At 65.6% G+C, this 13,722-nt stretch carries 13 protein-coding genes and 2 pseudogenes; 9 read left to right on the top strand and 6 right to left on the bottom strand.

Annotated features, from left to right (window positions below):
• Nucleotides 1-191 precede the first annotated feature (191 nt).
• Entirely contained in the window at nucleotides 192-599 is a 408-nt protein-coding gene (locus FDW81_RS15740; RefSeq protein ID WP_138135158.1) for a nuclear transport factor 2 family protein, read from the bottom strand.
• The gene (locus FDW81_RS15735) at nucleotides 599-1,264 is read right to left on the bottom strand and encodes a dihydrofolate reductase family protein (RefSeq protein WP_138135157.1); all 666 of its coding nucleotides are present in this window, start codon (nucleotides 1,262-1,264) and stop codon (nucleotides 599-601) included. Before FDW81_RS15735 ends, FDW81_RS15740 begins: the two co-directional genes overlap by 1 nt.
• Nucleotides 1,265-1,406: 142 nt before the next feature.
• Between FDW81_RS15735 and FDW81_RS15730 the strand changes: the two are divergent.
• Nucleotides 1,407-1,790: pseudogene (locus FDW81_RS15730) on the top strand (alpha/beta fold hydrolase); the annotation flags it as partial.
• A gap of 92 nt (nucleotides 1,791-1,882) precedes the next feature.
• Here the strand turns inward: FDW81_RS15730 and FDW81_RS15725 are convergent.
• Entirely contained in the window at nucleotides 1,883-3,397 is a 1,515-nt protein-coding gene (locus tag FDW81_RS15725; protein WP_138135156.1) for an MFS transporter, read from the bottom strand.
• A gap of 170 nt (nucleotides 3,398-3,567) precedes the next feature.
• Here FDW81_RS15725 and FDW81_RS15720 point away from each other — a divergent pair.
• From FDW81_RS15720 to FDW81_RS15710, 3 genes and pseudogenes are all read left to right on the top strand, one after another.
• Nucleotides 3,568-3,904, top strand: a pseudogene (locus FDW81_RS15720) (PEP-utilizing enzyme); the annotation flags it as partial.
• Between the two features lie 172 nt (nucleotides 3,905-4,076).
• Nucleotides 4,077-4,616, top strand: coding sequence for a hypothetical protein (locus FDW81_RS15715; RefSeq protein WP_138135155.1), 540 nt, complete (start codon nucleotides 4,077-4,079; stop codon nucleotides 4,614-4,616).
• Nucleotides 4,617-4,783: 167 nt separating this feature from the next.
• Nucleotides 4,784-5,473 carry a response regulator transcription factor gene (locus FDW81_RS15710; RefSeq protein ID WP_138135154.1) on the top strand — a complete coding sequence of 230 codons (690 nt, stop codon included), beginning with the start codon at nucleotides 4,784-4,786 and terminating at the stop codon, nucleotides 5,471-5,473.
• 13 nt (nucleotides 5,474-5,486) lie between these two features.
• Here FDW81_RS15710 and FDW81_RS15705 read toward each other — a convergent pair whose 3' ends face one another.
• Both FDW81_RS15705 and FDW81_RS15700 read right to left on the bottom strand, forming a co-directional pair.
• Entirely contained in the window at nucleotides 5,487-7,160 is a 1,674-nt protein-coding gene (locus tag FDW81_RS15705) for a GAF domain-containing protein (RefSeq protein ID WP_138135153.1), read from the bottom strand.
• A 257-nt stretch (nucleotides 7,161-7,417) separates the two neighbouring features.
• The gene (locus FDW81_RS15700; protein ID WP_138135152.1) at nucleotides 7,418-7,738 is read right to left on the bottom strand and encodes a GYD domain-containing protein; all 321 of its coding nucleotides are present in this window, start codon (nucleotides 7,736-7,738) and stop codon (nucleotides 7,418-7,420) included.
• A gap of 286 nt (nucleotides 7,739-8,024) precedes the next feature.
• On the opposite strand from FDW81_RS15700, the gene FDW81_RS18505 reads away from it, so the two are divergent.
• The 5 genes from FDW81_RS18505 to FDW81_RS15675 all read left to right on the top strand — a co-directional run bounded on the left by FDW81_RS18505 (nucleotide 8,025) and on the right by FDW81_RS15675 (nucleotide 12,556).
• Nucleotides 8,025-8,183, top strand: a complete 159-nt coding sequence (locus FDW81_RS18505; RefSeq protein ID WP_240720336.1) for a PEP-utilizing enzyme — start codon at nucleotides 8,025-8,027, stop codon at nucleotides 8,181-8,183.
• Nucleotides 8,184-8,287: 104 nt separating this feature from the next.
• Nucleotides 8,288-9,352, top strand: a complete 1,065-nt coding sequence (locus FDW81_RS15690; protein WP_138135151.1) for a glycerophosphodiester phosphodiesterase family protein — start codon at nucleotides 8,288-8,290, stop codon at nucleotides 9,350-9,352.
• A 166-nt stretch (nucleotides 9,353-9,518) separates the two neighbouring features.
• The gene (locus FDW81_RS15685) at nucleotides 9,519-11,015 is read left to right on the top strand and encodes a serine hydrolase domain-containing protein (protein ID WP_370279104.1); all 1,497 of its coding nucleotides are present in this window, start codon (nucleotides 9,519-9,521) and stop codon (nucleotides 11,013-11,015) included.
• A gap of 49 nt (nucleotides 11,016-11,064) precedes the next feature.
• Nucleotides 11,065-12,066, top strand: coding sequence for a bile acid:sodium symporter family protein (locus FDW81_RS15680; protein ID WP_138135149.1), 1,002 nt, complete (start codon nucleotides 11,065-11,067; stop codon nucleotides 12,064-12,066).
• Between the two features lie 226 nt (nucleotides 12,067-12,292).
• Nucleotides 12,293-12,556, top strand: a complete 264-nt coding sequence (locus FDW81_RS15675; protein WP_138135148.1) for a hypothetical protein — start codon at nucleotides 12,293-12,295, stop codon at nucleotides 12,554-12,556.
• A 48-nt stretch (nucleotides 12,557-12,604) separates the two neighbouring features.
• Here FDW81_RS15675 and FDW81_RS15670 read toward each other — a convergent pair whose 3' ends face one another.
• Nucleotides 12,605-13,519, bottom strand: a complete 915-nt coding sequence (locus FDW81_RS15670; protein ID WP_240720334.1) for a DUF1524 domain-containing protein — start codon at nucleotides 13,517-13,519, stop codon at nucleotides 12,605-12,607.
• Between the last annotated feature and the right edge of the window lie 203 nt (nucleotides 13,520-13,722).

Here is a 13,722-nt window from a genome sequence, read left to right as displayed (position 1 = left end):
AAACATTGGAACCTGCCTGTGAGCCGGATACCTGAGCCGCCAGCTGGCCAGCTGGCATTGATCAGCGTCTGGCTCAGCTTTTTAGGGGTGAAGAACGGAACTCCTTCCGCCGCATGTTAATCCGGGCGGGTGAGGTGCACCGCCGACGGACCAGCCTCGCGTTTTCCCTGAGATCTGGAGAGCCCGCTTTCCTAAGGAGCCGGCGGTGGCGGGTCCGCAGGCGCCGTAGCGCGCCATGGCTTCCGCCATTCCGCCGCATCCCAGCCGTCCATAATGTAGATCCGCTCGTGCGCGACCCGGTCGCCCCGGAACTCCAGGATGTTGACGGTGTACATCCAGGGGGCGCCGTCGTAGCTGATCAAGTTCTCGACCACCACCAGGTCCTCACGGTGGGTGATCCGCCGGGTGTGGAACTTGAGCTTCGCCGGGTACTGCCGCCGCCATTCGCGGAAGTTCTCCACCCCTTCGAACCGTTCGCCGGACTGGGGAAACTCAAGTACTGCGTCGTCGTGGTAGATCTCGTGGGCGATGTCCTCGTCCTTGCCGGAGTACTCCCAGTGGCGCCGCAGCACCCGCAGAAGGTCACTGTCGTTGAGCATCACTCACCTCCTGCCGTGCGGCGGGTGAAGACCAGGTGCACCACCCCTTGCGGCGAAGGGGTCACTTCAATGTCAAAGCGTTCCTCGAGCCCCTCGAGTCCGTCCCAGAGCCGTTCACCCCTGCCCAGGAGGATCGGCACGAGGACGATGTGCATGTGGTCGATGAGGTCGGCCTCGAGGAACTGCCGCACCGTGCTGGCGCCGCCGCCGATCCTGACGTCCAGGCCGGGTGCCAGGGCGCGGGCCTGTTCCAGTGCAGAGACGGGGTCCGCGTCAACGAAATGGAACGTTGTTCCGCCCTCCATTTCAAGGACCGGCCGGGGATGGTGCGTCAGGACAAGCACAGGAGTGTGGAACACCGGGTTATCGCCCCACCACCCCTTCCACTCCTCGTCCTCCCACGGCCCGCGTTGGGGGCCGAACTTGCTGCGGCCCATGATTTCGACGCCGACCCCGGTTCCCCACTGGCTGGCGAACGCCTCGTCTACACCGAAGGATCCTTCCGATTCCCCGTGCAGGCCCATCGCGCGGAAGGTCCGCGTCTCGAAGGCCCACTCCAGCAGCCGCGGTCCTGCGTGGCCGAACGGGGCGTCCGGCTGCTGGCCCTCACCGGTGCCGAAGCCGTCGAGGGAGACCGAGAAGTTATGCACGCGGACAAGGGACATGTCATCTCTCCTGAAGTGTGTCGTAGGCAGACACTGTATGGCGCTAAATCCCCACCGCTCAAGACCTGTGCCCGGCGTACCCTGAAACCATGGAAGCAGCCGATATCCGGCACCTCCGCCTCCGCACCGGCATCACCGTGCCGTGCCTCGTCCAGGACAACAGCAAAGACAACAGAGAGGACGACGGCGGCGCGCCGCCAGTTCTGCTGCTTCACGCCTGGGGCGAGTCCCGCCGCAGCTTCGACCGGCTGATCCCCGGCTCACCGGCTGCCGCGTTTACGCGCCGGACCTGCGCGGGCACGGTGAGGCGGACAAACCCGGGGACGGCTACTCCCTGGCGGAGCAGGCGGAGCAGGCGGAGGACGCCGCCGCCATCCTGGACGCGCTCGCCCTGCCGCGGGCCGCCGTCGTCGGTTCCTCCAGCGGAGGCTACGTGGCCCAGCAGCTCGCCGCCGGACATCCCGAAAAGGTGGCGGCGCTGGTATTGGTGGGGTCTCCGCTGAGCCTGCAGGGAAGGCCCGCCTTCGCCGACGAGGTGGACGCGCTCACCGACCCCCTGGACGAGGCCTGGGTTCTGACTTTGGCACTTGGACAAGTGCCGCCGTCGAACGCCCTTACTTACATCACCGTCGGCTTTCCCGGCCCACTCTTGTGCTCCGCCCTCGCGATCTCGAAGCTTTCCTCGAACGGCAGCGTCTCCACGTCCAGCAGCGGGTTGTGGTCCTGCGTCTCCACCAGCGTCCGGGCCGCTTCCTCGGACTCCACGTTCGGCATGGACCCGGGCAGGTGCCGCCGGGCAGATTCGGGCAGGAAGTAAATGGTCACCGCGGCGACGGCGGCCACGGCCATGAGGTAGTAGGCAATCGCCATGTCGTCGCCGGTCAGCCCGATCAGGGCCGCGATGATGAACGGGGCCGTCCCGCCGAAGATGGCCACCGCCAGGTTGTAGGCGATACCCATGGCGGAATAGCGGTGCTCGGTGGGAAACAGCGCCGGCAGAGCCGAGGCGAGGTTCGGCACCGAGAACGCCACGGGGAAGGCGAGCAGGGCCAGGCCCAAAATCGTTGCCTGGAGGCTGCCCGCCGCTATCGCCAGGAAGGCCGGAACCGCGAACACTACGGTGCTCAAGGCACCGATCCACAGCACGCGACGGCGGCCGATCCGGTCCGAGAGAAGCCCGGTAAACGGGATGCACAACGCCATCGCCACCAGCACCGGGATGGTCAGCAGCGTCCCTTCCACCTCGCTGTACCCCTTGTTGGTGGTCAGGTACGTGGGCATGTAGGACGTGAGGGCGTAGGCCACCGTGTTGGCAGCAGCCGCCAGGATCATGGCCAACAGGATCGGCCGCCAATGCGCCTTCAGAATGCCGATTGGGCCAACAGGGCGGAGCTCCTCCCCCGTCTCGGGATGGTTGGCCGCCACGGCTTCGGCTTCCAGCGTGGCCTTGAAGGCGGCCGACTCCTCGATCTTCATCCGGAAGTAGACGGCCACGGCGCCCAGCGGGCCGGCCACCAGGAACGGGATCCGCCAGCCCCACGCCTCCATCTGCTCCTGGCCCAGCGTCAGCTGCAGGATGGACACCACCAGTCCGCCCGCGGCGAAGCCGAGGTAGCTGCCCATGTCCAGGAAGCTGACGTAGAAGCCCCGGCGGCGGTCCGGCGAATGCTCGCACACAAACGTGGTGGCTCCCGAGTACTCCCCGCCGGTGGAGAAGCCCTGCGCCAGCTTGAGGAAAACCAGCAGCACCGCCGCCCAGATGCCCAGCACCGAGTAGCCAGGCAGCAGGCCGACGGCGAACGTCGCTACGGCCATGAGCATCAGCGTCATGGCCAGCACCTTCTGGCGGCCGATCTTGTCACCCAGCCAGCCGAAGAAGATGCCGCCCAGCGGCCGGGCAATGAAGGTGGCGCCGAAGGTCCCCAGCAGGAACAGGTTCTGCACGGCCCTGTCCGCCTCCGGCAGGAACACCGGACCCATGGTGGTGATGAGGTAGCCGAACACGCCCACGTCGTACCACTCCATCGTGTTGCCCACGATGGTCCCGCCCAGCGCCTTCCGCAGCGTGCGCCTGTTGACGACGTTTACGTCAGATACCTGCAACCGCCGCGTCTGCCCGCTGTGCTCTGTCATGCCCGTTCACCGCCGCCTCGCTCGCTTAGCTGGGCACACGTCGTCGTTCTTCCAGCCCGCCTGAGAGGCGGGGGCCCAACACTTTCGATCATCCTGCTGCCGCGGCACGGTGGCAACAGTGGAATGGCAACAGTGGAATCAGAGGTGGCCAACCGGCAGAAAAGTCATTCCTTACGGGCACTCCGGCCTCGGCCGGCACCGCCACCGGCAAAGTCAGGGTGGTCCTGGATCCCGCGGGCGCCCACCTTGAACCGGGGAAATCCTGGTGGCTCCTTCCACGGATCCCGGCTGAACACCGCTCTTCATAACAGCAGGCGCTTTGGTGACGGAGATGGGCGGCGTGGTGTCGCACGGTGCGGTGGTGGCCCGGGAATACTGTATCCCCGCAGTGGTGGTGGTTCCGGATGGCACCACCGGCTGCGCGACGGCCAGAGCATCACGGTGGACGGGGCCGCCGGAACAATTACTTGGCGAGTTGGATCAAGTCCGGGACTTTCAGCCCTATAGACGGGTTCATGACTCTTGCCATTCTTGTAGAGGCGCCGTCCGGGTCCTCACGTTGCGAGGCCGGAACGGCTTTCCATGCGCAACTCCCCCGTTCCGTCGTGGATGAATCGAAAAAGCACGTCAGCCGGTGTCAACGTGGACACCGGTCTGGCTGTCCTGTGAAAGGATCGGAATGCCCGCTGACATTCTCACGCTCCACACCGCCATGACTTCGCAGGCGGAAGCAGCGCGCCGAAGGGCGATGCTCCTGCACCCATCCAATTTCAACCGCACACAATCGGACGGCAGCGAAGCTGCGGCCCGAGCGGAACAACTCGCCACCCGGTTCAAGTGCCTACATGAGCAGCTCACCAGCCAGGGGCTTCCGGAAGGCGAAGCACGCACGGAAGTGGCCCGGATTGCAGCCCGGGAAGTCTGGAACGGGTTCGCCGCCCAGCTCCGCCACCACCGCGCCGCGGGCCACCAGATGGACGCAAGTGTCCTCGCTGTCGCCCTCAGCTCGATCCAAGGGCTGGCCCTCCCCCTGGTTCGCCACGCCGGCGACGTAACGTATGCCAGCCGCGCCGTGAGCACCGCCCGCCGTCGCCTCCAGTACAACGGCGGCCTGCTGCACCGCCTGCATCCCTATAACAACCCGGCCTTCAGCGATGCAGACGCCACCCTTGAGGCGCTGGAGGCTTTCCTCGCCCGGTCCCAGCCGAAGGCGGCCTGAACGGGCGCAGTCAGCCATGTCCTCATCACGCGGCTAACGGGCATCCGGACTTTCGGCCCTGCTGAGGGAGGGTGGCGTGCTGGATGATGTAGTGAGGTTCCTTTCGTAGGAGCGGCAGCTGGAAGAGAAGCGGCCGGGGAGGGCATCGAGCCGATGGAAGCGTCTTCATGGAAACACCAGCAACACCCCCGCACACGGTTTGGTCCCCGGTCCAGCCTGTCCGGGTCTTCATCGTCAACGAACACAGCCTGGTCCGGCAGGGCCTGAGGGACCTGCTCGAGCAGGAGGGCTTCGATATCGCCGGCGAAAGCGGATCAGCCGCAGACGCCCTGCGCCTTATCGCCTCCCTGAAGCCGGACATCGCCCTGCTGAATGACCAGTTGCCGGACGGCACCGGCATCGAGGTATGCCGTGATCTGCGCTCGACTGCACCCCAAGTGAAATGCTTGCTCCTCACCGGCTGGGATGTACAGCACGCTGTGCGGGCAGCGGTCCTGGCCACCGCGTCCGGGTACGTCCTCAAGCAGATCGGGGACAACAACGAACTGTTCAACGGCATCCGCAGTGCCGCGTTGGGCCGGTCACTGATAGGTGCGGGGGTCCGGGCAAGGGTCGCCGAGAGTCTCTGCGCAACTGCTTCTGCCCCGTGGATGGGAGCCATGAGCATGCAGGAGCGCAACGTACTCGCCTACATGGCCCGCGGCTTGAGCAACCGGCAGATCGGGGAGGAGATGGTGCTGCCGGACACGGCGGTGGCCACCTGTGTGTCCTCCGTACTGGAGAAACTGGGCTTCCGGCGCCTTCGCCAGCTCACCCCCGCTGAACGCAGCAGCATCATGCGGGAGTCGTTGCACTGACAGCGCGGCCCTCCTATGCCGTGGGCACTGACCAAGTCACGCTTGTGCCCTCACCCGGAGAGCTCTGGATGACGCAGGTACCCCCCAAACGGGAGGCCCGGCTCCTCATGTTGTCCAAGCCGCTGACCCGCTGCGGGTCTTCAAAGCCGCGCCCGTTGTCCCGGACGGTGAGCACCACCTCGTCCTCCTGTGCCGCAAGCAGGACGTAGATGTCCTCCGACCCTGAGTGCCTGACCGCGTTACTGACGCTCTCGTGCAGTACCGGCAGCAGCTGGTCGGCAATCTCCGGTCCCACAGCATCATCAACAGGGCCGGAGAGCTGGATCCGTGGAAGGAAACCGGCGGCGCTGGCAGTCTCCTGGACGGCGCGGAGGACGCGGCCGCTGAACAGTTCCTGGTCGGACCCCCGCGCCTGGAGCGAGTAGATGGTGTCACGAAGCTGGCGGATGCAGCCGTCCAGTTCCTCCGTGACACCGGCGATGCGCTCAAGGCAGAGGGGGTCCGAGGCGTACCGGCGCAGGCCCTGGATGTTCAACCCCGCCGCAAACAGCCGTTGAATCACCAGGTCGTGCAGGTCCCTTGCGATCCGTTCCCTGTCGATGAACAACGCATGTTCTTCCCGCAGCTGGTTCGCCTTCAGCAGGTCCAGCGTCAGGCCTATCCGGGAGGCGAACACAGTGCTCGATTCAACATCCACGTCCGTGTAGCGGGTGCCACCGGCAGGCCGGGCCAGGATCAATACACTGTTGCGGTGGCCGTCACTGTTGTTGCCCAGGGCTGCTACCAGGACCGGCCCAAGCTTTTCAGCCGACGCCGTGTCAAACACCTCGAGCGGATCCGTCAGCGCCCTGGTTTCCCCCGTCGCCAGCACTTCAGCCAGCACTGGCCCGCCGGGCAGTTCCTGCCCGCCGGGCACCGCCTGGGCCCCCACCGATGTCCGGCATCTAATGCTTCCGTCCCCGGCCACCGAGGCAATGAGTGCCAACGACGAGGCCGACGCGTGAAGTGCCCGCTCCGCGATCATGTCCAGGTTCTCGGTATCGGACCGTGGCTGGGCCTTCAGGCTGTCACTGACTTCCATTCCCGCCTCCAGCCACCGCTGGCGGCTGGTGCTGTCCTCAAACAACCGTGCGTTCTGGATCGCCACACCGGCGGCAGAGGCAAGGGCCACTGCCAGGTCCTCGTCCTCGGCCGTGAAATCGACGCCGTCCAATTTTTCAGTCAGGTAAAGATTCCCGAAGACCTCATCCCGTACCCGGACCGGCACGCCCAGGAACGTCTTCATCGGCGGATGCTTGGCCGGGAAACCTGACGCTATGGGATGTTCGCCCAGGTCATGGAGGCGCAACGATTTGGGTTCGCGGATCAGTTGCCCCAGAACGCCGTGGCCGGTGGGAAGGTCACCGATCACCCGGGCCCCTTCTTCGTCGATGCCGACGGTGATGAAGTGGCTGAGCTGCTGGTCATCGCCGATGACGCCCAGGGCTCCGTACCGCGCGCCGACAAGTTCGCACGCTGACTGCACCACCCGGTCCAGCACCGCCTCCAGGCTAAGGTCCTCCGTCAGGGAAACGACGGCACCGAGCAGCCCCTCCACATGTTCCTGGGTTCTTACGAGTTCATCTGCCCGGTCTACAAACTCCCTCAGAAGTTCCCGGGTTCGCCGCCTGATTGGCTCACGCCACATGAGAAAACACCCCAATAATTGAGCACGTCATCCAGGGCGGGCTGCATCGCCCTGAATTCGATATGTGTGACAGCCCCCAGCGTCTCTCTTACATCATGCTAACGGCCGCTCCATGGCATGGCGTAACCATTACGGCACTTTTGTCACTTCGGGGCAGTAATCATCGGCGGCGATCCTTCCGCCGGTGCCGGCAGGCCGCCGTCGTAATGTACGACGGCGGCCCGCTGGCAAGGTGCCAAAAAGTGTCCTTCTGTCCCCTACTGTCCGGGTGCACGGTAAGACGGCGTCTTCTTGGCCGCCTCGTCGATGGTCTCCGCCGTCAGCAGCGGCTTCAGGCGGACATTGACGTTGCCCGTGGAGTTGATCAGCAGCGACAGCGCTGCAGCACTTGCGTCATCGGGCACTTCGAAAACGCCGAGGACGTCGTAGTAGCCAAAAGCGTAGTAAAAGCTCTCCAGCGATCCTCCTACAGAGCTGAGTGCCTTCTCCAAAGCTTCACGCCGCTTGGTGCCGCCTTCCTGCATGAGCCCCTTGATACCGTCACCCACGTAATTTGCCTCAAAGAGATACTTCGGCATGGTCTTTCCCTTGCGCCTCATTCGGTGAGAAACGGGGGTGTGGCCCCGTTAGGGCAGACGCTATTCCCCCCGTAACAGGCAGTCAATACGCCTGGCTACCTAATCACGGCCCCCTTTCGGTCCAAGTATACGGGCGAGCTCCGGCCGGGTCACCGCGCCGGCCCGGGCCCTGCGCGGCCCGCAGAATTTCCCCCTGATGCAGCCCGGCGAGGTCTTGGTGGCCTGTATCACCACCCCGCGTGGACGTCGCTGTTCGCGATGGCCTCCGCTGTGGTGACCGACGTCGGTGGTCCCGCTGAGCCACAGCTCCCTCGTGGCGCGGGAGTACGGAATCCCTGCCGTCCTTGGCATGGGGTTGCGAAGCAGCGGATCAGCAGCGGGCAGCAGCGGGCAGCAGGTCACCGTGGACGGCGATGCCGGGACGGTCACCATCACCTCCAGTTAACCTCCCCTTCAACTGCGCACACCAAGCCGCAACCTCCCTTCCCTAGGGTGAACGGGTCACCGGCCGACAGGCCGCCCCTTGTTTCTTGCTGGAGGAAACCACCCATGCGCACAGTCCTGACCGCCGCGGCGGCCGCCGCCCTCATCGCCGCCATGGCGAGCCCCGCCGTCGCAAGCCCTGCTCCCGAAGCCGGAACGCCGTCGTCGAACGCTGCCGGCGCCGCCACCTCAGCCCTGAAGGTGAACGAGCGCAACGGCTCCTTCGACCTGCAGTCCCACCGTGGCGGCCGCGGCGAATGGACCGAGGAATCCCTGGCCGCGTTCGCGAACTCCCTCGCCTTGGGCGTGACCACCCTGGAACTGGACACCCACCTGGCCGAGGACGGCAAAGTGATCGTCTGGCACGACGACACCATCCAGGCCGCAAAGTGCATCGACACCACACCCGCCACCGCCGGCGACCCCGAATTCCCCTACGTCGGCGACCGCGTGGCCGAACTGTCCCTCGCCCAGATCAAGACCCTCGACTGCGGCTATACGCAGCTGGCCGGCTACCCGGAACAGGACGTCATTGAGGGCAACCGGATCGCCGAACTCAAGGACGTCTACCAGCTGGTCCGCAACGCAGCCGCCCACAAGGTCCGCTTCAACGTCGAGACCAAGGTGGAAAGCAGCCAGATCGGCGGCGCCGGGATGGAATCACTCACCCGCGCCGTGGTGGCCGAGATCCAGGCCTCGGGAATGGCGGACCGCACCACCCTGCAGTCCTTCGACTGGTCCTCCCTGAACCTCAGCAAGGAACTCGCCCCCGAACTGCCGCTCGTGGCACTCTCCAGCGGCGACGCCTGGATGGGTGTCGGCCAGCCCGGCGCCAGCCCCAACCTCGGCGGCATCGACATCGACGACTACGACGGTTCCCTCCCCAAGGCCGCAGCTGCGTTAGGCTACGATGTCGTCTCCCCCACGTTCCGCTCCGTCACCCCGCAAATGATCGCAGAAGCGCACGAACTCGGCCTGCCCGTCATCCCGTGGACCGTGAACACCACCGCCGACATGGAACGCCTCATGGACCTGGGCGTGGACGGCATCATCACCGACTACCCCACCCGCCTGCGCACCCTGATGGAGGAACGCGGCCTGAAGCTGCCCAAGGCATATGTAGTTTCCTAACCACTTACGGGATCCTCCGCATTGTTTTCCGCCTGCACTGGCCATAGCGTGAAGGGACGGTCGGCTAAGTGCAGGTGCGGGCATGCGGAGGATTTCCTGGTTAACGCGCTGTTTCCTGTTGTGCCTTATGGTTCTCGGTTGCCTTCAGGTGCCGACGGCGGCCGCAATGGAAGCGCGGGAGGCTGCACCTTCTGCAGGCCCTGATCAGGCGTACGAGGCGGCGGACGACTTCGTGCGGGAGCAGATGGCGGAGATGGACCTGCCAGGTGCCGCCGTCGTCGTTGTTAGAGACGGTGTCCGGGTGCACTCCGCAGCCTTCGGCAGGGCAGATGATTCCGGACGGCCGATGACCGCGGACACGCCTGTGCTGCTGGCGTCCACCACCAAGTCCCTCACCGCCGTCGCCGTGATGCAGCAGGTGGAGGCCGGGAGGCTCCGCCTGGACGAGCCGGTGCAGACCTTCATTCCCTGGTTCACCCTGCGGGACAGCCGCGCGTCCCGAATCACCGTCCGCCACCTGCTGCACCAAGCCAGCGGGATGGCGGCCAAGGACACTGCCTTCGAAGGCTCCTTCGCCGAGGGCCCGGAAGCCCTGGATGAAGGAGTCCGGGCGCTGGCGGGCTCTCCTTTGGCTGGTGCGCCGGGCGAATCCTTCGGCTACGCCAACGCCAACTTCAACATCCTCGGCCTCCTGGTGCAGACCGTCAGCGGCCAGCCGTTCGGGGACTACATGCGGCAGGAGGTTTTCGAGCCGCTGGGCATGACCAACAGCCATCCCACCCGCACTGCTGCCCGCGTCGACGGTGCCGCGGCAGGCCATTCCCGGTGGTTCGGCAGCTTTTGGCAGCAGACGGAGGTGCCCGCACCCACCACCGGGATGCCGTCCAGCACGATGTATGCCGCCGCGAATGATCTGGGCCAGGAACTGATCATGCTGCTGAATGAAGGTCAGTACCGGGACCGCCGGCTCCTGCAGCCCGAGAGCGTGCGGACCATGCTGGAGCCCGGCGTGCAGGTGGACGGATCCAAGATGTACGCCATGGGATGGTTCACCCGGCCCCTTGTCGAGTCCGTCCCACCCTCTGAAAGCGCTGGCGGAGCGGGTGCGAACCTGCCGCTGCTGGCCGAGCATCAGGGCGAGTGGGGCAACTCGCACACCTACCTGGCGATGGTGCCGTCATCCGGTCTGGGAGTCGCCCTGGTCATCAATGCCAACGACACCTCCGCCCCGTCCCGGCTGAAGTCCATCGACACCAACATCCTGCGGATCCTGCATGGCCAGGAGCCTATCCCGGCGGTGGTGCACGAGGACTGGCTGCAGCGGTACAGCTGGGCGGTGGCGCTGGTGCTGCTGCTCGCGGAGCTGCTCAGCCTGTGGCTGGCACTTCGGGTTTTGCTTGCAAGGCCGCGCGGAAATGCGGGCAGGAAGCGACTGTTGGTTGTGGGCCTGGCAGCGCTTGCCCTGGACGCCTTCGCGCTTTGGCTGTGCTTTATCTACGCTCCGGCAAGGTTCGACACCGGTTTGGCGGTCATCATCCGCCAGTTCCCCGATGTCGGGGTGATGCTGGTGCCGGTGCTCGGGCTGGCGCTTCTGTGGTCACTCCCCCGGACGGTCTGGCTGCTGCTCAAGGTCCGCTCGGGCAAGGCGTTGCCCGTGTCATGAACCTGGGCTGATTCCGAGAGCCAGCACTCACTGTGATATTCCGGTAGTCATGTCTTCTTTATCTACACCTGCCACCGCGTCTGCCGCCGAAGAACGCAACGCGCGCCTCGCCGTCACGCTTTTCCCGATTCTTATCCTCGCTGGAGGAGCCGTAGCGCTTGCCGCCCCAACCGCCTTCACGGGGCTGGGCGCCTGGATCAACCCGCTCCTGGGAGTCATCATGTTCGGCATGGGGCTGACGCTGACGCCCCCTGACTTCGCCGTCATTGCCAAGCGCCCTGTCCCCGTGGTGATCGGCGTGGTGGCCCAGTACGCGATCATGCCCTTCCTTGGTTGGCTGGTAGCGGCCGCACTCGGGCTGCCGCCGGCGCTGGCTGCGGGAGTCATCCTGGTGGGCTGCTGCCCCGGTGGAACCGCCTCCAACGTGGTGTCCTACCTGGCCAAGGGCGACGTCGCCCTGTCCGTGGCGATGACCACCGTTTCGACACTGATCGCCCCGTTGCTGACTCCGGTGCTGGCGCTGTGGCTGGCCGGCCAGTACATGCCGGTGGACGCCGGATCGATGGCATGGTCCATCGTCCAGATCGTGCTGTTCCCTGTGCTGCTGGGACTCGTGATCCGGCTCTTCCTGCCCCGTCTGGTCAACAGGGTGCTGCCCGCACTGCCCTGGATTTCCGTACTCGCCATCACCGTCGTCGTGGTCGCGGTGGTGGCCGGAAGCGCCAAGGCGATCTTCGCAGCCGGCCTGCTGGTTCTCGCAGCAGTCATCCTGCACAACGGACTGGGCTATGCCCTCGGTTATGCCGCAGCGCGGCTGTGCCGGCTGCCGGTTCCTTCCCGGCGTACCACCGCGATTGAGGTCGGCATGCAGAACTCTGGCCTTGCAGCAGGCTTGGCGCGGCAGTATCTGACCCCGGAAGCGGCCCTGCCCGGCGCCATCTTCTCGGTCTGGCATAACGTTTCCGGTGCGGTGCTGGCCGCCTACTGGCGCCGCCGCAGCACTCCTGCAGTTCACAATGGCAAGACGGTTCCGGTGGCTGTTACGGAATAGACCATTCGAGGTACTCTGCCGGGCGTTCATTGTGACTAGAAACAGAGCGTGCCAGGGCCTCCCGGCGACGGAGTGCGGTGCAAGACCCTCGTGGACTCTGCCCGCTTTGGTCCACGAGGACTGCGCTCCGGCGTCGCCGAGGCTTTTTGTGGGGCGTAATGGTGGAAAAGATCAACGGTGTTTCGGGCACAGCGGAGCGTCTGTGCTGGGCTGGGGAACTGCAGTAGTGACTGTTGTGCTGTCTGTGGGACTGGGAGGATGTACAGCCGACGCCGAAGGCATTCCACTCACCTACACCACGGCGCCCGGCGACACGGAACAACAGGTCTCTTTCCGGTTCAGCGTGACCGACCTCCGGGCAGCTAACGGCCCGCTCACCGGCACAGGCGGAACCTGCTACGAGTTCACTGACCTGCCGACCGTGGAACTGGCACCGGGGCAGACCATCAGTCTTGCTCTGGACAAGCCCATCAACAAGCCCGGCCTCTGACCCTCTCAACGCCCCCTTCCCGGCATGTGGAGCCCGCCGCCGGTCGCGCTACCCCTCGCAGGCGATGCCGTCGCCGTCGCCGTCCAGCCCTGAGCGGTAGCCGGCGGAGCCCGCGTGCAGGGGCGCTGCTCCGGCAGCCACCACCTCTGCACAGTTGGCGTAGTAGACGGGCGCAGGGGCGGCAGGTTCGACGGCGGCCGGCGCCTGCTGCCCGGGGCAGCCGGCCAGGATGCCCGCGATCGCGTCGGGCTCGGCCTGCGTCACCCACAGGCTGTACCGCGCCTTCACGGAAACCTGCCGCGCGACGTACTCGCAGCGGAAACCCTTGTTAGGCGGCAGCCAGGTGGCGGCGTCGCCGTCGCCCTTTTGCTGGTTGGTTGGACCGTCCGTGGCCTGCAGGTTCAGCGGATCGTTGGCGAACGCCGTCCGCTGCTCCGTAGTCAACTGCTGCGCCCCCTGCTGCCACGCGTCGCTGAGCGCCACCACGTGGTCGATCTGTACGGCGCTGCTGGTGGTTGTCCCGCGGACGAAACTGATGCTTGTGCCCGTGTAGGGGTCCGCCAGGGCTCCCGACTGTACCTTGCACGGGACGCTGTTGGTGTACGTAATGTCTGTCAGGTCGCGCTGGAGAATGTCGTTGCGGGTGTCGCAGCCGTTCTGGTCAACGTCCGCCCATGTGGGACCAAACAGTGACCGCTCATAGCCCGTCTTAGGCGCGCGGCCCTTCACCGGAAGCGTCTCCAGCAGGTCCGCGGCCTCGACGGCGGCGGACGGATCGGCCGTGGTGGCGCCATCGGCAGCAACAGCCGGCAGATTTCCGCTGACGAGGGCCAGCAACGCGGAAAGGACGACGGCAGCCGTCCACCGGGTGCGGAAGGCAGGCGTAGTTTCGGGCAAGGACGTATAGCCGGACATGTAGTTCCCCAGGTTGTGGGCACGAAGTTTAGGGGCGTCAGCCCCCATAGCCGCTGACGCCAAAGACGAGCTTAGTGGCCTGCACCGGCCGAAAATGCCGGAATCAGGGGAACTGGGGCAATGCTTACCGACTCCTGCCCCAACCCTGCGCTTCGGACCCTCCCGCAGTTGATGTCGCTTTTCCCCCGACGCTCTATCACCTGATGTCGCTTTTCCCCCGACGCTCTATCACCTGATGTCGCTTTTCCCCC

Source organism: Pseudarthrobacter sp. NamB4, assembly GCF_005796185.1.
Classification (GTDB): Bacteria; Actinomycetota; Actinomycetes; order Actinomycetales; family Micrococcaceae; genus Arthrobacter.
This window is presented reverse-complemented; position numbering and strand designations above follow the sequence as displayed.